Origin of the sequence: Candidatus Lokiarchaeum ossiferum (assembly GCA_025839675.1) — an archaeon.
Lineage (GTDB): Archaea > Asgardarchaeota > Lokiarchaeia > Sigyniarchaeales > Promethearchaeaceae > Lokiarchaeum > Lokiarchaeum ossiferum.
Window position 1 is genome coordinate 2,421,934 of the sequence record CP104013.1, and the last position, 21,463, is coordinate 2,443,396.

The 21,463-nt window shown below is 35.1% G+C and carries 24 protein-coding genes; 6 read left to right on the forward strand and 18 right to left on the reverse strand.

Features of this window, described 5'->3' with window-relative positions; genetic code table 11:
• Positions 1–9: 9 nt before the first annotated feature.
• The 6 genes from NEF87_RS10010 to NEF87_RS10035 form a co-directional block, all read right to left on the reverse strand.
• A complete protein-coding gene (locus NEF87_RS10010; RefSeq protein ID WP_371806331.1) occupies positions 10–435 on the reverse strand; it encodes a DsrE/DsrF/DrsH-like family protein in 426 nt (141 codons plus the stop codon).
• 91 nt (positions 436–526) lie between these two features.
• On the reverse strand, positions 527–862 hold the full coding sequence (locus NEF87_RS10015) for a DsrH/TusB family sulfur metabolism protein (RefSeq protein ID WP_457919685.1): 336 nt from the start codon (positions 860–862) through the stop codon (positions 527–529).
• A gap of 12 nt (positions 863–874) precedes the next feature.
• On the reverse strand, positions 875–1,246 hold the full coding sequence (locus NEF87_RS10020) for a DsrE family protein (RefSeq protein WP_457919686.1): 372 nt from the start codon (positions 1,244–1,246) through the stop codon (positions 875–877).
• A 12-nt stretch (positions 1,247–1,258) separates the two neighbouring features.
• Positions 1,259–1,615: a DsrE/DsrF/TusD sulfur relay family protein gene (locus NEF87_RS10025; RefSeq protein ID WP_371806334.1), complete on the reverse strand. Its 357-nt coding sequence runs from the start codon at positions 1,613–1,615 to the stop codon at positions 1,259–1,261.
• Positions 1,616–1,649: 34 nt separating this feature from the next.
• A complete protein-coding gene (locus tag NEF87_RS10030; protein ID WP_371806335.1) occupies positions 1,650–1,877 on the reverse strand; it encodes a sulfurtransferase TusA family protein in 228 nt (75 codons plus the stop codon).
• A 465-nt stretch (positions 1,878–2,342) separates the two neighbouring features.
• The gene (locus NEF87_RS10035; RefSeq protein ID WP_457919687.1) at positions 2,343–3,431 is read right to left on the reverse strand and encodes a zinc ribbon domain-containing protein; all 1,089 of its coding nucleotides are present in this window, start codon (positions 3,429–3,431) and stop codon (positions 2,343–2,345) included.
• A gap of 230 nt (positions 3,432–3,661) precedes the next feature.
• On the opposite strand from NEF87_RS10035, the gene NEF87_RS10040 reads away from it, so the two are divergent.
• The gene (locus NEF87_RS10040; RefSeq protein WP_457919688.1) at positions 3,662–4,213 is read left to right on the forward strand and encodes a flavodoxin family protein; all 552 of its coding nucleotides are present in this window, start codon (positions 3,662–3,664) and stop codon (positions 4,211–4,213) included.
• A complete protein-coding gene (locus tag NEF87_RS10045; RefSeq protein WP_457919689.1) occupies positions 4,194–4,856 on the forward strand; it encodes an NAD(P)H-dependent oxidoreductase in 663 nt (220 codons plus the stop codon). Before NEF87_RS10040 ends, NEF87_RS10045 begins: the two co-directional genes overlap by 20 nt.
• Positions 4,857–4,891: 35 nt before the next feature.
• Here NEF87_RS10045 and NEF87_RS10050 read toward each other — a convergent pair whose 3' ends face one another.
• A complete protein-coding gene (locus tag NEF87_RS10050) occupies positions 4,892–5,515 on the reverse strand; it encodes an NUDIX hydrolase (RefSeq protein ID WP_457919690.1) in 624 nt (207 codons plus the stop codon).
• Positions 5,516–5,776: 261 nt separating this feature from the next.
• On the opposite strand from NEF87_RS10050, the gene NEF87_RS10055 reads away from it, so the two are divergent.
• Positions 5,777–8,149 carry a PAS domain S-box protein gene (locus NEF87_RS10055; protein WP_457919691.1) on the forward strand — a complete coding sequence of 791 codons (2,373 nt, stop codon included), beginning with the start codon at positions 5,777–5,779 and terminating at the stop codon, positions 8,147–8,149.
• Positions 8,150–8,172: 23 nt separating this feature from the next.
• Here the strand turns inward: NEF87_RS10055 and NEF87_RS10060 are convergent, their stop codons facing one another.
• Entirely contained in the window at positions 8,173–9,174 is a 1,002-nt protein-coding gene (locus NEF87_RS10060) for an aldo/keto reductase family protein (protein WP_457919692.1), read from the reverse strand.
• Between the two features lie 183 nt (positions 9,175–9,357).
• Here NEF87_RS10060 and NEF87_RS10065 point away from each other — a divergent pair, with 183 nt between their 5' ends.
• Entirely contained in the window at positions 9,358–9,927 is a 570-nt protein-coding gene (locus NEF87_RS10065; RefSeq protein WP_457919693.1) for a cob(I)yrinic acid a,c-diamide adenosyltransferase, read from the forward strand.
• A gap of 66 nt (positions 9,928–9,993) precedes the next feature.
• Here NEF87_RS10065 and NEF87_RS10070 read toward each other — a convergent pair whose 3' ends face one another.
• Genes NEF87_RS10070 through NEF87_RS10080 form a run of 3 tightly spaced genes read right to left on the reverse strand, consistent with a single transcriptional unit; the run spans position 9,994 to position 12,559 of the window.
• Positions 9,994–11,094 (reverse strand): hypothetical protein, encoded by a 1,101-nt coding sequence (locus NEF87_RS10070; RefSeq protein WP_457919694.1) that lies wholly within the window; start codon positions 11,092–11,094, stop codon positions 9,994–9,996.
• 44 nt (positions 11,095–11,138) lie between these two features.
• Positions 11,139–11,705 carry a GNAT family N-acetyltransferase gene (locus NEF87_RS10075; RefSeq protein ID WP_457919695.1) on the reverse strand — a complete coding sequence of 189 codons (567 nt, stop codon included), beginning with the start codon at positions 11,703–11,705 and terminating at the stop codon, positions 11,139–11,141.
• Positions 11,706–11,734: 29 nt separating this feature from the next.
• Complete coding sequence (locus NEF87_RS10080) at positions 11,735–12,559, reverse strand: hypothetical protein (RefSeq protein ID WP_457919696.1); 825 nt, start codon at positions 12,557–12,559, stop codon at positions 11,735–11,737.
• 161 nt (positions 12,560–12,720) lie between these two features.
• On the opposite strand from NEF87_RS10080, the gene NEF87_RS10085 reads away from it, so the two are divergent.
• Positions 12,721–12,903 (forward strand): hypothetical protein, encoded by a 183-nt coding sequence (locus NEF87_RS10085; protein WP_457919697.1) that lies wholly within the window; start codon positions 12,721–12,723, stop codon positions 12,901–12,903.
• Between the two features lie 130 nt (positions 12,904–13,033).
• Positions 13,034–13,990 (forward strand): Rab family GTPase, encoded by a 957-nt coding sequence (locus NEF87_RS10090; protein ID WP_457919698.1) that lies wholly within the window; start codon positions 13,034–13,036, stop codon positions 13,988–13,990.
• A 27-nt stretch (positions 13,991–14,017) separates the two neighbouring features.
• On the opposite strand, the gene NEF87_RS10095 is transcribed toward NEF87_RS10090, so the two are convergent.
• The 7 genes from NEF87_RS10095 to NEF87_RS10125 all read right to left on the reverse strand — a co-directional run bounded on the left by NEF87_RS10095 (position 14,018) and on the right by NEF87_RS10125 (position 21,461).
• Positions 14,018–14,872, reverse strand: coding sequence for a CPBP family glutamic-type intramembrane protease (locus NEF87_RS10095; protein ID WP_457919699.1), 855 nt, complete (start codon positions 14,870–14,872; stop codon positions 14,018–14,020).
• A gap of 119 nt (positions 14,873–14,991) precedes the next feature.
• The gene (locus NEF87_RS10100) at positions 14,992–16,947 is read right to left on the reverse strand and encodes an alpha/beta hydrolase (protein ID WP_457919700.1); all 1,956 of its coding nucleotides are present in this window, start codon (positions 16,945–16,947) and stop codon (positions 14,992–14,994) included.
• 138 nt (positions 16,948–17,085) lie between these two features.
• On the reverse strand, positions 17,086–17,637 hold the full coding sequence (locus tag NEF87_RS10105) for a winged helix-turn-helix domain-containing protein (RefSeq protein ID WP_457919701.1): 552 nt from the start codon (positions 17,635–17,637) through the stop codon (positions 17,086–17,088).
• 134 nt (positions 17,638–17,771) lie between these two features.
• Positions 17,772–18,494 carry a class I SAM-dependent methyltransferase gene (locus tag NEF87_RS10110; protein WP_457919702.1) on the reverse strand — a complete coding sequence of 241 codons (723 nt, stop codon included), beginning with the start codon at positions 18,492–18,494 and terminating at the stop codon, positions 17,772–17,774.
• A gap of 76 nt (positions 18,495–18,570) precedes the next feature.
• Positions 18,571–19,014 carry a 4Fe-4S binding protein gene (locus NEF87_RS10115; protein WP_457919703.1) on the reverse strand — a complete coding sequence of 148 codons (444 nt, stop codon included), beginning with the start codon at positions 19,012–19,014 and terminating at the stop codon, positions 18,571–18,573.
• The gene (locus NEF87_RS10120) at positions 19,011–19,463 is read right to left on the reverse strand and encodes a hydrogenase iron-sulfur subunit (protein ID WP_371806349.1); all 453 of its coding nucleotides are present in this window, start codon (positions 19,461–19,463) and stop codon (positions 19,011–19,013) included. Before NEF87_RS10120 ends, NEF87_RS10115 begins: the two co-directional genes overlap by 4 nt.
• A 12-nt stretch (positions 19,464–19,475) precedes the next feature.
• Positions 19,476–21,461 (reverse strand): 4Fe-4S binding protein, encoded by a 1,986-nt coding sequence (locus NEF87_RS10125; RefSeq protein WP_457919704.1) that lies wholly within the window; start codon positions 21,459–21,461, stop codon positions 19,476–19,478.
• Between the last annotated feature and the right edge of the window lie 2 nt (positions 21,462–21,463).

Genomic DNA, 21,463 nt, shown 5'->3' on the forward strand with positions numbered 1-21,463 from the left:
GATTTATTCTTACAAGCTGATGATACCATCTGCACCGTCGCACATTTCCATAAAGGCTGCGGCACCGACTGCAGGTTCAACAAAATCGAAAAGTTGTTCTTTCTTGATTGGGGGTATCATAAGATCCATAGTCATTGAACATGGGTAGAGTTTAATTTTTCCATCTTCAACCCCGTCTTTGACCATGTCCCACATATCATCATATCCAAAAGATTTCAATTTCTTTTTGAACATAGCTGCCGCCATTGATTTCATTGGAAAGGGCATTCCAGCTACTTTTGGATTGAAACTTTTCTTTAACAAATGAAGACCCCAAAAGGTAAAGAAAAAGTTCATTTCTGTTTCCATTGCTGCTCCTGTTGTACCGAGGATAACCATCATTCCGAATTTTTCAAAAGAATTTTCGGAGACAATAAAATTTAATTTTTTAGGCATTTTTTTTACTCAACCACGTTTTTTTTTTTTTGGATTGGAATCGAGTCCTTTATCCGGTAATGCATTTTATTATATTTAAAAAAAATATTGATTATAACCAAGAGATAACTCGTTCGGCTGCATCGATTTTATCGATCAATTCGGAATAAGTAATACTTTGAATACTAGCAATAACATTTTCAGAAATACCACCACGAGCTTCAACATCTTCCAACAAGTAAAATATCGGAATGTTTTGTTGAATTAAACTATGATAAGGAGCATTTTCTTTGGTCATTTCGGCCCCCGTTGGTTTCATTAATCCATTTACACCATCTTCCATCAGAATTACTGCACACTCTTCTAAACCAATAACAAATTCAGCAAGATTTAGAGTAGGGCCTGATTCGAAACCACTTTGTCCATATAATATTAGATTTTTAACCATTTTCGACACATCCTATATATGAAAAACCGAGGCAAATTCCATCATAATTTTTGAAATTTCGCTCCGGCTGATTACTTGAATTGGAATTTCTTCAAATTCAAATAACTCTTCTTTATTCATTCCTCGACGATTCATGTCTTCTTGGGTTACAATGATAGGTAATTCACTCAAATCAGCCATTTCCAACCCTTCTTCCATCGAATCCATACCAATTTTTTCAACCATAAGATTATTTTTGACAGTTAACACAGCATCTCCATAAAGAAGAACCTTGCAATCAATATCTTCTCCTAATCCTAGATATCCTGCACCTAATCGAATTGCTTCATAAGCAGAATTGCTTCCAAAAGGACTTTTATTACATAATATCAAAACTGAATCCATTCCATTGCACCTCTATGCATGAGCTCCGAATGTAATGAGCTTATCTGCTTCTTTAGTCATATTTGACAGTTCCCCCAATCCAGCAATTTCTGCACCATCGATGATATTATCTGGATATACAGCATAATTATCCGCCCATGTTTGACAAGCCCACATCGGAACATCTTTTAAGGCTTCCAATGCTAAAGGAATGTTGCGTGTCGTTTTTCCAAGGATAATATTTTTTTGAATGTTCAAAACACCAGTGCCGAAAAAGAAAATTCCAACTACAGTATGACCTTTTGCTTTAGCAGTCTCGATTAGCTTCAGCAAAGTATAGATTTGTTCATACTTTAGGAATTCAGTCATCACGGTAAATCCGATTTTCATTTTTTTTTCCCTTCGAGTAGAATAGTAAAAAAAATTAGTCTTTCTTTATCAGAAAAGTAAATACACCGTTATCTTCTTTGATATCCCCAACTAAACTACAACCCGTCTTGTTCAATAATGGTGGGACATCAGCCTTGGCTCCGCCATCATCGGCGATTAACTCAAACGTTTGTCCGGGTTCCATTTTCTTGATTACTTTTTTCGCTTTCAAGATTGGCATTGGACATTTTAACCCTTTTGCATCTAATGTAAAATCTGCCATATTTTTCACTTTTTTTTTTTTACCGAAAGTTTGATTTGCCCATGCGAAAAAAGACAAAACCATTTTTCGATCAGATAATATGAAACACTTTTGATCTTATATATTTAAAGATCAAAACATTTGATCTTACTTATACAATTTAACTATATAAAATTTTGTTTCGAAATGCATAAGTAAAAAGAAAATTTGTTTGGAAAAATGCCATTAAACTGAACTTTTGTGAGTAAAATCGTCAAAAAATGAGACACAAAAAAGTGTACATTTGTATGGAATCATGATCACTTTCACAAAAAAAACTGACCGAGATTTCCGAATATGATCAATCGGATAAAAAAAGTGATCAACAACTATCACTATTGAAAGTGAAATTAGATTTAATAACTGAAAATATTTGATTATCAAGAAAAGAGAAGAATCATTAAATCAAATTTGGGCACTATTCATTTCATCTACTAAAAATATATCCTAAAAATGCAAACCACATTTTGAGCAGAATTTACTATCTGGAAAATTATCCCCTCCACAAATGGGACAGAACTTAGACATCGGAGAAATATTTGTAGGATTCTTATGTGAATAAACAATTTTACGATTGGGATCGACCTGAACAGAATTATTAGGGTAAATATGATTTGGAACATAATACCGAGGTACTTGGGGAGTTTGTTGGGGTTGAGGCTGTATGTAAGCTTTGTTGTTCGGTGGAGAAGAATAATTAGGACGAAGAGGAAAACTTGTGATAGGAGCAGGATATGACACTGGTGGAGAAATTGAACTATCAAAACCATATTCCAATGTTTTAGCAGTTTGAAAAAACCCAATTAAGATAACTATGAATCCAGCTAAAACTATCAAAGGTTGGAAACCAAAAAACGGAATGACCACTAAAAAGATAGATCCATATTGACAAATACTCCCGATGAATATAAGATTAGTCGTCTTGTTAGGATCTTTCAAATATCTCTGATAGGAATATTTAGAAGTCACCATACCAATCCAAGTATGGAACTTAAAATACCCTATGACTTCAAAAATCGGAGGAAATATAGAAAAAATATTAGATCCAGATCCTATGGAAGAAATTTGTGAGAGCAATGCAGAAAGTTCTGCAAAGGTAGCATTTACAAAATCAAAATTTTGGATAATAACAACTAAACGTATATAATTTATGACCCCAATTATTAAAACTATGATGGACAAGATGATTTTTATCACAAATAGCTTATAAATGTTCTTCAATATTTCTGATCCTACGGGACTAATCATGGACAGATTTTTGAATTCAGAAACAAATTTATAGAAAAAGGCAAAGGAAATAAGACTAACAAGAGTATTGACTATAATTAAAGTAGTGGCAAGGTTAGTTGCCATAGAAATGAAATTGAGATGAGAATAACTTAGTAAGGTTGATAGATTTGATAACCCAATGAGAAATGTGACAATATATACTATTATCGGAAGAAATAAACTAACTAGAGCATAGGATCGAAGCCTATTTGCGAGTGCTGATGTGTCTATTGAATTTTCAGAAGTGGAAATCGGACTAGATTGCAATTAAATTCACCTAATTGTTAATAAAATATAATTTTCAAGACTTTTCAATGTATCTTCTATGCGATTTCATTAAGTTTATTTGATTTTTTTTTAAATGGATCACAAATTTGGCTGGAAATCAAGGTTTTCAATCCCATGTAAATACATTGTTTTTTTTTGATAACAAATGGGATACTAAATAATATTAAGCAGTAAAAGAAATTTGTATTTACTGAATAGAAGAGAATACTATGAATATTTTACTACTAAATGGAAGTGCTTCGACTACTCAAACGGAGTTTGATCTATTTCTTCAGAGCTTTGAAGGGAAACTTGAAGAACTTGGACATCAAATTTCGCTTTTGACAATCAAAGACATGCAAATCAATTTTTGTATAGGATGTTTCGGATGTTGGGTGAAGCATCCAGGGAAATGTGTATTTAACGATGAACAGGAAAAAATATACCGAGCTGTCCTCAAGTCAGATCTTGTTATATTAGGGTCACCCTTAATAATGGGATTTATCAATTCCAATATTAAAAAGGTATGTGATCGCTTAATTCCATTATTAAGGCCGTATGTTGAGGTATTTAAAGGAGAAATTCGACATGTCCGAAGATATAAAAAATTTCCCAAGTTTGCACTCTTAGTTGAGAAGGAACTTGATACTGATGAAGAGGATTTAATACTATTGAAAGAAATTTTTGAGAGAACAACCCGAAATTTTCATACTCAATTGATTTATTTAAAAACAACACAAAATTCGATGGAGGAGATTGTTTATGCAACTATTGGCCATTAATGGATCACCAAGAGGGAAAAAATCCAACTCCCGTATAATATTGAAATCAATTACAAGTGGAGCAGAGAGTGTAGAAAATTGGAGGACGGACACGATTTATTTAAATCAAGTGAGTTCCTATGAAGAGAGAATAGCTTCGATTACAATAGCTGATGTGATTTTACTGATTTTTCCCCTTTATACAGATTCAATGCCAGGTATTGTGATGAAATTTATCGAAGTATTACAAAATAATCGTGAATGTATTGCACAAAAAAAAATTGGATTCATTATTCAATCAGGATTTCCTGAAAGGCACCACAGTGTCTTCATTCAGAAATATTTCATAAAACTGGCCCAGAAGTTAGATTGTTGTTATATAGGATCTGCTATTCTAGGAGGCATCGAAGGCATTCAGAACAGTTCTAAGGAAGAATTCGAAGAATATGATATTTTATTCACAGAAATAGGTAGAATGATCGTATCTGAAGGGAAAATTGAAGAAGAAATGTTTGATTCTATCAAAGGACCATATAAATTTCCACGATGGGTCGCATTTCTTTTCAAATACATCATGAAACTGAAAAAAGGACAATCTTTTTGGGATAATCAGCTGAAAACGAATAATGCCTATGAGCAACGATTTGAGCGCCCTTATGAATAATGTATGGGAAACAGAGAAAAAGTAACTCTGGATTTTTAGAACAATTTAAATAAAAATTTACCCAAGTTAGCCATCAATGGAGGGATTGCATTCAAAGGTACCCAATACAATTGCAGTCGAATTCCACCATATTTTTTTATTTCTATAATATCATCAGGTAATAACCCAGAAGGATGGGGATCTTTTTCCAACCAATTCCAAGATGTTTTTGGTTGTTCTTCTACACAAATATGAAAGAAAAAGAAATTCAATTTAACGGGCTCTTCGATTTTTGGATATGAAATAAGCATTTCATCCTTTCCTAAATATTCCTTGATGAAAATTTTCGTTAATCCAGTTTCTTCTTGAACCTCTCTTAAAACTGCATCTTTCAAATCTTCTTTCGGTCCCACTGTTCCTTTTGGAACTTGAATCCCAGCTTCTGGAAAATTAACATGAGAAAACACTAAAAGTTGCGAATTATATGTGATATAAGCAACTACTTTTTGTTGAATTCGCACAAGATCAACTAATCCCCTATAGATAAAAAAAATTTTGAAATAACTTTGTTCAAAATCGATAAAATTTAATTCAAAAATAGGAAGGGTCGAATTAAATGTGAAATTGATGAAAATTAGCCCAATAATACCTAATAAGAGACATAAGATTGATGTTACCATTTTATTATCAAAGAAAGTTGAAATTTTTCCGAATATTCATATGAACTTTGCATCAAATTGTTCGTTATATCTCAAATGTGAATAGAATTAAATTTTCTTGCCTTAATAAGAAAAAAAGAACTATTCGCAATTTTCACCCATAGAATGGAATATAAACAAGAAGACCATGAAACACTTACAATACTGTAATACCAGAAACATGTTTAGGATGCAAAAAATTGATGTAATACATAAAGGTTTTCTATGGGGAGTCAAGTTAGGATGCAAAATAATTCGATCGTAGAAGAAATTGATAAACTTCGAAAAGAGAATAAAAATTTGAGGAACCAACTCAACTCACTTCCAATATTAAATCTAAGCTTTTTGGATTTAGTAGATAACATCATAATTGCTTTAGATGCGCAAGCTGAGGTCAAGTTCATCAATAAAGCTGGTGTAGAGTTGCTAGGTTATCCAAAAAATGAAATTTTAGGAGAAAATTGGTTTGAAAAATTTCTTCCCCCAGCGATGAAAAAGGCAGTAATAGAAGTTTTTAATAAAATAATGAATAAAGAAATGGAATTTGTTGAATATTTTGAAAATTCAGTACTTGATAGGAATGGAAATGAACATTTGATCGGCTGGCACAATTCGTTCAATGTTGATCAGAATGGAAAAATTATACGTATTATTAGTGCAGGCGTGGATATTACCAAACGAACAAAAGCAGAAAAAGAGCTTAAGAAAGAAGGTGATTTTTTAACCACAGTATTAAATGCACAGCGCGATACCTTTTTTTTATTTGATCCAATAACAAGAAGAGCCATTCGATGGAACAAAGCATTCCAAGAAATTAGCGGTTATTCTGACAAGGAAATCGCAATATTAAAAGCCCCAGATTCATATTATGATGAGGAAACATTACAGAAAATAGCAAAATATCTGGATATAATAATTAATACAGGAAGTGGGCAAATCGAAGCAGATTTAATAGTCAAAGACGGCAACATAATTCCATTTGAATACCAAGTCTCCACAATCAAAGATGAAAATGGAAATGTAAAATATTTTGTTTCAATTGGACGGGACATTGCAGAGTGGAAGATTGCACAACAGCAATTAGCCTCAGAAAAAGAGAACTTGGCGGTCACTCTTCGAAATATAGGAGAAGGAGTCATCACGATCAATCGCTATGGAAAAATATTAATATTTAATGAGATGGCTGAAGAAATCACAAATCATTCCTATGAAGAAGCAATTGGAAAAAATATTTTGGATATATTACCTTTGAATTTGGCAACTCAAAAGGGTACAGCAATGAATTTATTAACAAAAGCTTTATCACTCCATTCCAGAGAGAAATATCAAGGAACTTCCATTTTAAAAATGTCTGGCGGGAGTCAAAAAATAATCGATTATAGCATCGCCCCTATAAATAATGGAGAGCAAGGAAATATTGGTTATGTCATCGCATTTAGAGATATTTCGATTCAACGACGATTAGAAGAAGAACTTAATCGAAATCAAAGTATCGAATCCATTGGATTGTTAGCCGGGGGAATTGCCCATGATTTCAACAATATCTTGACTGCAATTCTTGGGAATATTACTTTAGCTAAAATGGAAGCAGAAGAGAATACAGATCTTCTAGAAAGCTTACAAGATGCAGAAAAGGGAGCCAACCAAGCCCAACGTTTAACAAATCAGTTACTCACTTTTTCAAAGGGAGGGGCTCCAATCAAAGAAGTTGCATCAACAGAGAATTTAATCAAAGAAGCAGCACGATTTTCCCTCCATGGATCAAGTATTGGGGTCGAGTTTGATATAGAAAATGAAATATGGAACATCAATGTAGATAAAGGACAATTTGGACAGGTTATGCAAAATATAGTTCTAAATGCTGTTCAAGCCATGGATGGAAAAGGCATTATCAAAATATCTGCGACTAATTATGAAATTATACAGGACCAAAAGTTTTTGCATGAAGGGAAATATGTTAATATTCGAATACAAGATACGGGTATAGGTATTTCCGCAGAAAATTTACCAAAAATATTTGATCTCTATTTTTCAACAAAGAAGGGACAAAATTTTCATGCTGGAAATGGGCTGGGATTACCAGTCTCTCGCTCAATAATCAAAAAGCATGGAGGTACTATTGATGTAGAATCGGAGGAAGGAATGGGGACCACTTTTTCTTTCTTCTTTCCTGCCATCGAGCCGAATGGGAAATCAATTAAAAAGCAAAAGCAAGATTTAACTGTTAAAAATCAGAATTCAAACCAAAGAAAAATCCTTGTTTTAGAAGATGAACCCTTGGTGACGAAAGTTCTTGCAACAATGCTCCGGAAATTGAACTATGTGAGTGATTTTACAACCGAAGGAGATATTACCATTAAAAAATATTTTCAAAAACTCAAAGAAAATGATCCCTATGATGTTTTGATCCTTGATTTAACAATTCCAGGTGCTTTGGGAGGATTAGACACATTTAATGCGTTGAAGAAAATCGATCCTAATTTGAAAGCCATCGTCTCTAGTGGATACGCCACAGGTAATATTATGAGTCATTATGAAGAGTTTGGATTCAAAGGGATGTTAGTCAAACCTTACACCATTGGTGAGCTGAAAGAAGTCTTGTTAAATGTGCTATAAAATAAAAAAAATTTTGATGAAAGTTATTTTCGCATTTCGTCTTTGTGATACACGTTTGGTTCATATCCCCACGGCCATTGTGGGGAGTTGTTCAAGACATTCTCAATTAAAAGTAAAATTTCGGAAGTCAACTCAATAGAAGAAGCTTCAACATTCTCAATCACCTGTTCTGGTCTGGTTGCCCCAATTATTGCGGCCGAAATTTCAGGACGGCGGAGAATCCATGCTAATGCTAGTTGACTTGTTTTTATATTTAATGATTTTGCAATTTCACCAAGCTTTCGAACTTGTGCAAGTTTTTCTTCGGTGATTTGAGATTTCATATTTTCAGAGCTGGAGGCTCGACTACCTTCTGGAATACCATTATTGTACTTCCCCGTTAATAATCCTTGCGCTAACGGGCTCCAGACTGTAAATCCCATACCATGAGTTTTTGCAACTTTCATGATTTCAAGTTCTATATGACGAGTAAACATATTATAGGCTGGTTGTTCCACAATGGGTTTATATTGTTTATTTTCTTTAGCAATGGCATTCACCCGTTCTAATTGGGCTGCAGTCCACATGGAGGTTCCCCAATATCGAATTTTTCCTTCATGAATTAGATCATTAATTACATCCACGGTTTCATGCAATGGAGTGGTATAATCATACCGATGCATATAGTATAAGTCCACATAATCAGTATTCAAGCGATCCAAGCTTTCTTCTATAGCAGTTAGGATATTCTTCCGACCCAAGCCCCATCGATTGATATCCTCATTCATTGGCCAAAACACTTTACTCGAAATTACAAGATGTTTCCGATCCACAGTTTCACGAGCTAAAAATTCTCCAATGAGTTGTTCAGCTTTTCCTTTAGCATAGATCTCTGCACTGTCAATAAAATTAATGCCATGATCTAAAGCGGTTTCCATGCATTTGAAAGTTTGCTCTTTATCAACATTGTGGCCATAGGTCAGCCACGAACCCAAAGCAATTTCGCTAATTCGTAACCCAGATTTTCCTACTCTTCGATATTTCATTTTTCCTCATCTTTTGAAGACAATTACAATAATTTGGGGTTATTCCTATAAAAGGAAATCTCTTACAATTTGTAATTTGTCGAGATAAATTACTTTCAATTTAGAAATTTTCTTCTCAGAAATCAACCAAATAGGAAGTATAACCTTCAAAATCCCATGGTATATAATTTAATCAGAAAACATATGACAAATTCACCAGAAATAACATTTGATATGGTCACAACAAAAGGCGGAGATAAGGGAAATACTTCCCTCTATGATGGGACTCGTGTTCCTAAAAATGATAATTTAATCCACTTTCTTGGGACCATGGATACCTTCACATCCTTTCTTGGATTAGCGAAAGCAAAAACCAACCAAATCCAGTTTTTAAGATCTGAGGAAGTGGCACTTTTCATAGAGAATGTGCAGCAACGAATTATTTATTTAAATGGAATGGCAGCATCCCCTCATGATAAGAAACCAGGAAATCCGATTGTGGAAGAGGATATCCATTTCTTAGAAGAATTTGAAAAATCTTTAATGGAAAAGCTCCAATTGAATCCCCAGTTTATAATTCAAGGTATGTCCGAATTATCTGCCACTTATGATGTCGCACGGACTTTTTGCCGAGAGGCAGAACGACGAATAGTTGAATTAATTTTTGACCAGAATCGGAGGGATTTACAAACACCTCAGAAATTTCTGAATCGATTGGCCGATGTGATTTATATTATCGCCCGATTTATTGACCAAAATTATCTAGAAAAATAAGATATATGAAAAAGGAGGTTTTAATTTGGAGCGAATGGAACTATACAGTTCAAAAAGTGAAAAAAATTAAAGACGACGCTTTATCCACCAACCAATGGCAGACAACCCAAGAATAGCACCACCTGTACCACCAAAGATGATCCATCGACGTATATTTCGGGAAGTTATCCAAGGATCTTCTCGTGTTGGGATGATTTCAATAACTTGCTTAGGTGGATCATTAGATCCATCTTCAAAATATAATTCTGTATCACCAAAAGATTCAATTATGACATTTAAATCAATGGGATAAAATTCAGTGCCCCCTTTCACCCACAATGAATATCTATGACCTCCGAGACAATTAAACCAAAATCCGGTAGAATCATTTACAATTGTGAAGAAAGTTTGATCGGTCGTTTCTCCCTCATCATAATTTTCCCAGTCTTGAAGATATCCCGTAATTTGAGGTGTCGAATCCAAATAACTACCTTCTCCCACAAAACCTAAAAAAACTAAGGAATCTTCACCAGTGTTTTCAATCAGAAAATAATGTTCATATAATGGAACATATTGATATTGTGCATAAGGAATATCAACAACTATACGGGAAGTGCCATCTCCAAGTAAGGCATAGAGTGAAGGGTCAGCATCCCCAAAGTATGTAATGGTTGTCAGATCTTCCTCATCCAGATCACCACCGGATATATCATATTTATCCGTATAAACAAAGTTTATTGGAGCTGGGGTCCAAAAAGTGAGGTTATAGGTGCAATCATCTACTGGATCCAAATTCGTTACGGCCAACACATACCGACTCTCCGCTTCACAGGTGAATTGGCACCGCACATAATAATCGAAATTTGTTTCATTTTTGTTAATGCTTGCCATCCCCCCTTTAAAGTCATCCCAATTCCACAATTCGAGTTTTAATTCTGGCCACCCCGTTGAACCTACAAATTCGAGTACTGTCGCATTGATTTGTAATGGATAAGAATTCGAACCTTGGTTCCAAATTGTAAAATATTCCGTATAATCGGCAGGTATTCCATCTGCATAGTAATCTAAAATATTTAGTTGAGAATTACTAGAGCCAATAAAAATATTTCCAAAAACTGAAGAGAGAACAAGAAAAAAACCTATATAAATTCGATTTCGTTGTTTGTTTTGATGTGAAAAATCACTCATAAAAAAAATATGGGAAAAACTCCTAACAATGTTTCGAGTTCAAATCAAAATTGTTCATGATTTGCTTTCATCCAATCCCGCTTAAATATGGAATATATGTGAGTATCCACATATTCTCCATCAATATACCAATCTTCTTTCCGAGTTGCCTCTAAATGCATTCCTGCTTTAACAGCTGATCTCTCAGAGCCGATATTCCAAGCAGAGATCCCTGCAAATATCTTATGAAGATTGACTTCTTCAAAGGCATATTTTAAAATTAATTTAATTGCTTCGGTAGCATACCCTTGTCCCCAATATTCTTTCTCTCCAATAAGTAAACCATATTCAGCGTTTCGATCATGATATTCAATATCACTCAGACCAATATCCCCGATTGGCTTTTGATCAACCTTATGCCAGATTTCAAATTTAATTCGGGAATCTGAGGCATTTACATTTTCAATTGCCTTTTGCATTCTTCCAATTGTGGTGGGTTTGATCATCCGAGATAGACGCCGAATCTCTAGATCATTATACCAATCTACATATATTTCAGCATGTGCAACTTTCAAGGGATGCAATTCTATTCTATCCCCATTTATGAACGCAGGATGTGTTTTGCTTGTCATATGTATTCTTCAATTAAGGGAACAATAAATTATTTTTGGCTTATTTCACGCAATATGGGTATTTCAAGCGTGCAGTTAACACATTCTAATATCCCGATTCGAACGAGGTAATTCTGGATCATTAAGCACATTTCTCTATCAAACGATTCATAAAGCACCCGATTGGTCTTATTTTGATCAAGATTATCTTTAAACAAAGCATAGAAGCGATCTAAACCTTTTTCAGCTTCTTCATCCAAATAATCTTGTACCATATGAGGTTTAAACAAGACTACAAAAAGAAGATCATTTTTTGTGGTGATACTCATCTCGATTTCCAACCCTTTCAAAGTAATGCGTTCAATTTTTCCCAAGTTTTCTTCTCCAAACATGGACAGAGCTGCAATGAATTGTGCAATTAGTTCGAGATTTATAGATTTATCAATTTGAACATAGTACAACAGATCTCCTCCAGATCGGCATATCCCCAAAGCTAAAATATATTCTTTCAACAATTTTTCTACCAGTTCATTTCGACAAAGACGAGGTAAGCTAATTTCCTTTTCAGATTTTGAGGATTTAGTCTCAATTTCTAAGACTTGATTAAGAAAATGACCTCTGATCCCATCTATACCAAAAAGATGCTTGTGAAAATATTGATGGGTCTTAGTAATATAAAGGAATGGCAAGTAAAACTTACAATCATCTTCAATGCAGAATTCTGCAAGAAAATTTGGATCTTCCAATAAATTTTGATAAACAGCGGAATTTTCAATGGATTTTTCAGTATAGGAAATGTGATTTTGATTAAACCAATCTTTCAGCTGAAAACAGCGATTACAATCGGATTTAGTTATAATGTAGAAATCTTTCACCTTTTTTCCCCCAAAGACTCAAATACGAAGTAAATAGATAATATCAACCTTAAAAACTAAATTATATTGTTTGTGCATAATATATACACAACCTTTAAATATTTGATTCGCTCTATTAATTCGTAGTATTCATTTTTTGAAAAACAAAAATGAGATGAGTTATGATGTTACAAAACTGCACTTCTTGTACGCACTTCCATAATTGTTCTATGGATGGAATTGACGCCCATTCCTACTGCGCCACAGATCCAGAGGCTGTCGGAGTATGTGATCTATGGGATGGAATACGAAAAACAATAAAAGCATGTTCAGGTTGGGAAAACCCATCAATTTCAATTTCTTGAATTCCTACACATTTTTTTATCAAAAATTTTTTGCATTGTTTCTTAAACTCAATCTATAAACCAAATTTTTCATGAGATAACTTAGATTACCATGAAAGATCGGATGCTCCAAATTTTTTTAAACTCCGTAATGAAGACGCTAGACTCCCAACTCAATGCGATACTGATCATGAATCGTGACGATAAGGTAGTTCTTCGAGTATTCAACAGTAATCTTCCTAAAAAAAAACAAGAAGAAATTGAATCCCTACTCTCATCCAACTTGACAAAAATTTCTTCTGAATTTGATGGGGATAAGGTTGGTACTTTTGCATTTGCAACGGAAAGTTATCGACTTGTATTTTGTGAAGCCGGATCAGAAGCAATTCTTGTCTTTATTTCTCCTAAAATTACGACTCTGGAATATCTATTTTCCTATATTTACCTATGCGCCGAAAAAGTGGTTCGGATTAACTTGGGTAATACTACGAGTTTCGTTCTTCCTCATCTCGAAGATTCTGAAGGTGAACATTCAAGTTCAAGTGAAATACAGAAAATTTCTCTTGATTCTGGAACGTTTATTATGAAAGTTATTTTGGGGGGAGATTCGAGGGTAGGAAAAACAACTTTGGTTGAAAAATTCGTTAGTGACACATTTAAAGAAGATTTTAAAAGTACCATAGGAGTTAATCTAATGAAAAAAACCATATCCTATCGGAATTGGAACATCGATGTCACTTTCTCGGTATTTGACATGGGTGGTCAAGATCAATTTGCTCAAGTGAGACAATCATATTATCAAGGAGCACGTGCAGGATTCATTGTATTTGATGTTACAAGATACGATACATTCCAAAATATCGAAAAATGGTATAAAGAAATACGAGAAAACGAGCCCAATATCATGTTGTTGCTAGTTGGTAATAAAGTTGACTTGGTAAAGGAACGGAAGGTTTCGAAGACAGAAGGAAAAATTCTATCGAAAAAATTAGGTATGAAATACCTCGAAACATCCGCTCTAAACAAAGATTTTGTAGAAGAGGCATTTCGAACCTTAGGATTTTTCTATATTTTAAAAAATCGAGTGGTAAAAATCATCAATAAATAATGTTTCTTTCATTATTTTTTTACGTAATTACTTATCTGCTATTATTTTATTACTTTTACTATTGAAATTTCGAGTTAGGGGTACATACATTTTATCTTTCCAAATAAGAACTATAGCAATTATAACGTAAAATGAAAGCCTAACAAACTCGAAATTTAGGCCGAAGTTAAATACTTCACCACTCACATTGATCATCCAATGAAATAGAATAGCAGATAAGATACTTTGATCCGTTTTTTTATTCAGCCAAGTCATTATAATGGTGGGAAAAATTATATACCCATTAAAAATCCAAAATAAGGGAGATCCAAATATTACTTCTGTATTTTGATAAGAATCGGGGATGAAATATAAAGGGAAATGCCAAATTGCCCAAAATGTTCCCAATATTAGACTGGATAGAAGGGAATTATATTTTATCTGGATTATCGGCAATGCACATCCTCGCCAACCGGGTTCTTCCATGCTCGCAGCAAGAAAATTAAAAAGGAGGATAAATAAAACTTGGACAGGCAGAATAATGATTGAACCGAAATTAGAAAAACCTATGGGATTGGTGGAAAATAATAGTTCTATAATGCCTACACAAATAGAAATCAAAAAATTGAAGAAGATACTGAAAAATAACCATTGCCATTTCTTTCCCTTGCATTGATAGCACCTTTTCCAGAAAGAGAGTCTCGTTTCTTTTGATTCTAATTTGAACAAACAAAATATTGCCCCAAATAATGGCCCTAAACCACCAATGCTATGAAAAATGATACCAAAGGGAGTAGAATAGCTTACTTGAAAGATTATTAAGATACCCCAGAACAACCATGAAAACCCAAACGTAAAAGCAAAAAAAATGAGATTTGGATGGGATTTTTGGATGAAAGCCATATAATTAGTACATACTATAACTTTGTTCTTATTTTAAAATTGCGTCTAAAAAGTAGAATAATTAGAGATGTTAAAGTAAAAAAATGGAAAAAAAAAATAAGCCACTAACAATCTGTTTTCTAGACCAATTGACCACTCACAGCCATAATCCACGCAGAAAGCAGAGTTGCTGTAAATGCCCCTAAATAAATTTTTCCCGTTTTCCGATAAAAAGCGGTGGTCACAAAGAATATGACTGCGAACTGGGGTAATGTTTGCATGAGGAAAATTCCGAACAATCCAAAGAAAAAGAGAAGAATTCCCGCGCTTAGACCTGGACCGGTGCCAAACACAAACATTGGAACATATTGAATTAAAAAGACCAAGAATAATCCCGCTTCCATGGCAAAAAGATATTTTAACCACCAAACAATCTGGGTTTTGATCTCCGAATCATATTTCTGGAGCTTTAATTGTCCATACATGAATTTTCCACCATTAATCTTGAAGAATAAATATACCGGTAATAAATAAACCAAGAAGATTAGAAATCGTGTAGGAGTGAAGGTCTTTAAAATAGGCCACATATACCGCATTTCCACATTCAAGTATTTTTGAATTATCAAAACAATCGAATACAGATAACCAAAGAAAATGAGCACCATCATAAGGGTTTTAACTAAATATTGCTCTTTTTCTTGAATGGCTTCCACTTTGAAAATGCCAATATCTTCTTCAGTAAGCCCTTTTTCTTCCTTCGCCTTCAGGAACCATTTTTTAAACAAAAGACTGCAAATCAAGGCATTAATTAACAACCAAAAGAGTGAACCATTTCCAGTAAGCAATCTGAAGAAAGGCAATATAACAGTGGTTGCACTTAGTGCAATCATCCCAATGGCAGGTAGGAAAATGAAACTGAATCCACCAATCAGAGTATTAATCGTGGCGGATTTCCACCATTCTTTTTTAGTAGTTGGAATTATCTCAGTTGGAGTAGTTTTTAGTCCCACAAATCGTTCTTTAGTCATTAAAATTGAGGATAAAGGTAAAAGTGAGAGTACAAGAAGTATTACTGCAAACAACATCAAACCTTCTTTAATAAAATAAGTTTGGCGTCCCGCTTCCAATAAGGCAGCATCTCCATCAGTTTCACCTTGAAGGGCTTGTGTCATCCAAGCAACAGATTCCTGGATACTTTTTTGATTCCAGGTTACTCCTGGATGGGTGCATTTACATAATGCATATCGTTGTGCTGTCCCATTGGCAAAAACACCATAGGTTTCATCTACACATTCTCCCCGCGGGGTTTCACCTATCAGATCTAAATTACTTTCAATCATCGATTTTCCCCGAGCGAGAAAATCAGCGCGGGATTCCATAGGGTTAATAAATAATTCTTCATAAAGTGGCCAGATATCAAGATAATTATTCATTCCTAAGACTTCGGTAAGGTCATCAGGCCCACCAGCTTGAATAATCACAGCGCGATGATCTGGATTCAACAATGCCAGTTTTCGAGCAGTACTTCCCCCCATTGAATGTCCAACAATCCCCATCTGAGTCCCATCAACAAATTCAGCCGATTTTAAATATTGATACATTGCATTGGCACCGATAGTATCATCCTCACGTGTGTCAGAAGTTCCAAGAAAATCACCCAGAACATCCGAGCCAATGTCAGAATCCCCATGATTTTGCTGATCCACTGCAATGACAACAAATCCCCGTTTCGCTAATTCCATTGCAAGGGGACCTTCCGTGTCTTTATCATTATTCATCCCATGACATAATATTATACCCGGTGCTGGATTATTATAGGTTGCAGTCGTAGGACGGTATAATTTCCCTGTGATGGCATTTCCGTATTCATCTGCAACCTGAATATATTCAATATGAGTATTGCCAAAATTGGATTGGAGGAGCGAGGAAAAGATAGAACTCACAAAAATCACAGTGATCATCACCATTAAAGTGATTTCATCTTTACTCGGTTTCCATTGCTTGATTTTTACAAGCCAATATTTAAATAAATTGCCCTTATTGCGAGCTAGTTTCCTTTTCTTCTGTTTTTCAATCTGAGGTTCATCATCAACCATTTAAATCACCACTTATCCTTTACTAAAGTCTAGTTCAAGTAAATAAAAATTCTAAAAGTTGATTATATTTTATCGAAGATCTATTTGATTGTTTCTTTGTAGTTGGATGAAAATAAAAAAAAAAACGAACACTAACAATTACAAGGGTTCTTCAAAGTGCTTCTTTAACTTATTCATTATTTGAGGGGTAGTTTTTCTTGTTTTAATTGCCCATATTAAAATTGAACATTCAATTCCAAGAATAAGAATAGATATGGGATAAATAATCCAAGGTGTTTGAGGATCCAACATAGTGATTATGAGTATTGTGGAAGAAATAATCATGGTGAATAAGATGGTCCCAATGATTATATTCATCCCTTGTACTGCAAGCGATGTTTTATAGGTCTTTTGGCCTTGGTAAGCTTCTTTCAACAAAGGTTGGTCTTCGGGAGATAAATCTTTTTTGATGGAATCTAAAACATTTAAAGCCCGTTTTCCTAAAGCCGTGATAATATAAAATTGATTCACATCTTTTTCGATGAAACCCTGAATATGTTTGAGATGATAGGTGAGTTTGCTGGAACTAATATCAAAAAAGTTTAAAAGATCAGTAAAAGATTTCGGAGATTCCAACAAAATTCGAAGGATGTTGCGGCGGATTTCATGAGATATAGCTTGAATAAAGATTTCTTCTGTAGGGAGCGACATTTTTCTTCAAGATCCTAAAGCCAACTCATGATTATAAGGTTTTTTGACAAAAAAAGTTGTTTCAAGGGGTCAATTTGATTTGACATAGGAGATATCCTAAATGACCAATTAGTAAAATGATGTTTACTATCAATTTATGAGGCAATTTTTTGTTTTTTAAGTCGAAAATACAGAAAATTGGGCTTAGAAGTTAATTTTTCATAGGTTTTTAGATCGATCTTCTTTACTTCAGGGAGTGGAAATGGTTCTTTCAGTTCATCAACATAGAATCCATTTTTTTTGAAAATTTCAAACATTTCCATCAAAGTACGGTGATAATATTGGACCAGATAAGGATGCCCAGCAACAGTCCAAGTTTCTTCATATATTTCCTTGGTAAAATAATTCTCTTTTTCACACCATATCCAATCTGCATGGGGATGATGAGTTGAAAACACAATCGAACCAGATGAACGTAAAACTCGTTTAAGTTCCTTAAAAAGGGGATCCCAATCCTCAATGTAATGAAACACTAAGGATGAAACAATTAAATCAACACTGTTAGATGAGATCATTGTCAAGGGTTTGGTAGCATCAGCAACGAATAATTTTGCTTTAGCCCCTACTTTACCTTGCGCAATTTTTAAAAGATTGGGACTGATATCAAAGGCAGATACGTGATATTCTTGGTTCACGAGCCATTTGGTTAATCCACCAGAACCACAACCCACTTCCAAAACATCTAAAACATTGGCTTCAGGAATTAGAGCGATTACATTTGGTCGATCATACATCTCATTCCATACACCTGTGGAGGTTTTTTCATCGTAAGCTTTTGACATCGCATCATAGAATGCTTTTGGATCATAACTTGCCATCAAGATTAATTTTTTTTAGCATCCAATAAGTTTTGAGTAAGAAAAAAGTAAATTGAAAAAGAATGAAGTTTAGATATTATTTCTTTGTTTGAATTCGGAGAAGAATTGAATTCCAAAATGCATTCGTGAATTCAGGATCACTCAATTCTACTTTCCCAATTTTAACACGTGCTATTTTAGGGAGAATTCCTTTTTGTGACAATTGAAGCTGCCTAATTGGTATTTCTTGACTATCCAATTTCATAGAGAGAGCCTCAAAGGGACATAATGCCATACATACCCCACAAAAGACACATTTTGATTGATCTGGCATGATGGGCATCCGCGCAACTAAAGGCACTTTCATTCCTTTGGCAATCACGGGCATCTCCAAGGCATTTTTAGGACAAGCTTTCACACATTGTTTACAGGTTTTGCATTTATCCAGATGGAGAATTAAATCGGTTTTTCGGGTGAGATATTCCGAAGAAAAGGTCCGTGTCTTTATTTTTTCAGTAGTAGTAAGGATCGGCCATTTCATGCTTGAATTTCCTCCATGTGATTTAATCGGGCGACTTCTTTTAAGGGATTCGGCCCGAGTGCTTTTAATTCATGGACATATTCTTTGATCCGTTCAGTAAATTCAGCTCCTTCACTAGCACTAATATGCCAGAGTTGTACTCGTTTCGGATTAATACCATATTGTTCAATGAATTTTTGGATCAAGGCGAATCGCCTAACGGTTTTAAAATTTCCTTCAACGTAATGACAATCGCCTAAATGACATGCGCCAATAATAACACCATCGGCTCCTTGTTTCAAAGCTTTAAGGGCGTAATCAGGATCCATTCTACCGGAACACATTAGTCGAATGATACGGACGTTTGCGGGACGTTGCATACGACTTCGTCCAGCTTGATCGCTTCCTGTATATGTGCACCAATTACAGAAGAATCCCACAATGTATGGTTCAAAGTTATCGTTTTCCATGATGACCAACTCCTAATTCGCCCCTCCTTCTCCGTGCACTTCCCACGGTTTAAGGGATTCCAATTCACTAAGGACTTGAGTTTTAGTAAAATGATTTTGGTCAATGGCACTACTAGGACAGGTGATCATACAGACACCGCACCCTTTACAGCGGAGGGTATCTATCACCGATACATTTTTCTCTTCGTCAAATGAAATTGCATCAAAAGAACACACCGATAAACATGAACGACACCCGGAACATATTTCAGACCGCACTTCAGCATAGTAGGGTTCAATTTCCACCTCTCCCGCAGCCATGAAATTGTCTGCACTGCTCGCAGCAGCTTTTGCTTGAGCGACAGCATCCGGAATATCACGAGGAGCTTGACAAGTACCACCTATGAAAACACCTTGGGAAAGCGAATCAACGGGGAATAATTTAGGATGGGCTTCCATAAACATCCCATCATCGGTTAATTGGACTCCAAACTTACGGCCCACATCACTGGCATCTTTCCGGGCTTCAATGGCTGTGGATAAAATAAGCATATCGACTTCGATTTCAAATTTTTCTCCCAAGAGAGTTTCACTACCCTCCAAGATCAAACTTCCATCTACTTTTTCAAACACGGATCCGATTCTTCCTCGAACAAAGTTAATGCCGTATTCACGAGCAGCAATTTCATAAAACTCTTCATATCCTTTCCCAAAAGCTCGGATATCCATATAAAAAATGTAAACTTGGGAATCAGGATATTTTTCTTTATATTGACGGGCTTGTTTCATAGCATACATACAACATACTCGACTGCAATATTTGTGACACCCCTCATGAAAATCACGCGAACCAACACATTGTAAGAATCCCACACTTTTTGGGGTCTGGTGATCTGAAGGTTTGATAACTTTCCCGAGAGTAGGCCCAGTGCTACTAAGGATCCGTTCAAATTCGATGGCAGTCAGAACATTTTTATATTTCTTGTAACCTAACCGCGCAATTCCACTGGGATCAAAAATATCATTCCCGGTAGTTAAAATAATGGAACCAACTGTGAGATCGATTAATTCATCTTTTCGACTTAAATCAATAGCCCCAACTTCACAAGCTTGAACACAAAGCCCGCATTCAATACAGTTTTGGGAATCAATCGTGTATTGTTCTGGGACTGCCTGAGGAAATGGAATATACGCCGCGGCCCTATGACCCAAATTGAGATCAAATTCATTAGGAATTGTGAGAGGACATGCTTGAGCACAAGCTCCGCAGCCCGTACAAATATTGCCATCAATTTTCGACGCTTTTCTTCTCACAGTTACTTTAAAATTGCCCACATTTAGATCCACGTCTTCAACTTCAGAATACGTTAGTAAATTGATATTTGGATGGCGACCAACTTCGACCATTTTTGGAGTAATAATACACGCAGAACAATCCATGGTTGGAAATGTTTTATCCAGTTGGGCCATATGTCCTCCAATAGTGGGACTCCGCTCAACGAGATGTACTTTGTATTTATTGGTTAAATCTAAAGCTGCAAACATGCCCGAAATGCCTCCTCCCACAACCAAAGCTTCTTGAACCACAGGAAATTTTTGGCGTTCAAGGGGTTTGTTATGGGAGACTTTTGCAATCGCCATTTTTAAATGATCCTTGGCGATGTCTAAAGCACCTGGATGATCATGCATATTTACCCAAGAAGCATGTTCACGAATATTCGCTTGTTCAAAGAAAAACTCATTGAATCCGTTTTTTTTCATCACGGTTCGATAAGTATCTTCATGCATTAAAGGACTACAAGCAGCCACAACCACCCTATTTACTTTTCCAGAGTTTAAATCATCGGCAATCATTTCTTGGCCGGCTGTACTGCACATAAATTTGTATTCTTTCACGAGAGATACATTTGCAAGTTGCGAAGCATATTCACATAGCGCATCAATATCCACGACATCGGAAATATTTTTTCCACAATGACACACATAAACTCCCACTTTGACATCATCTGAGTTGGACAAAT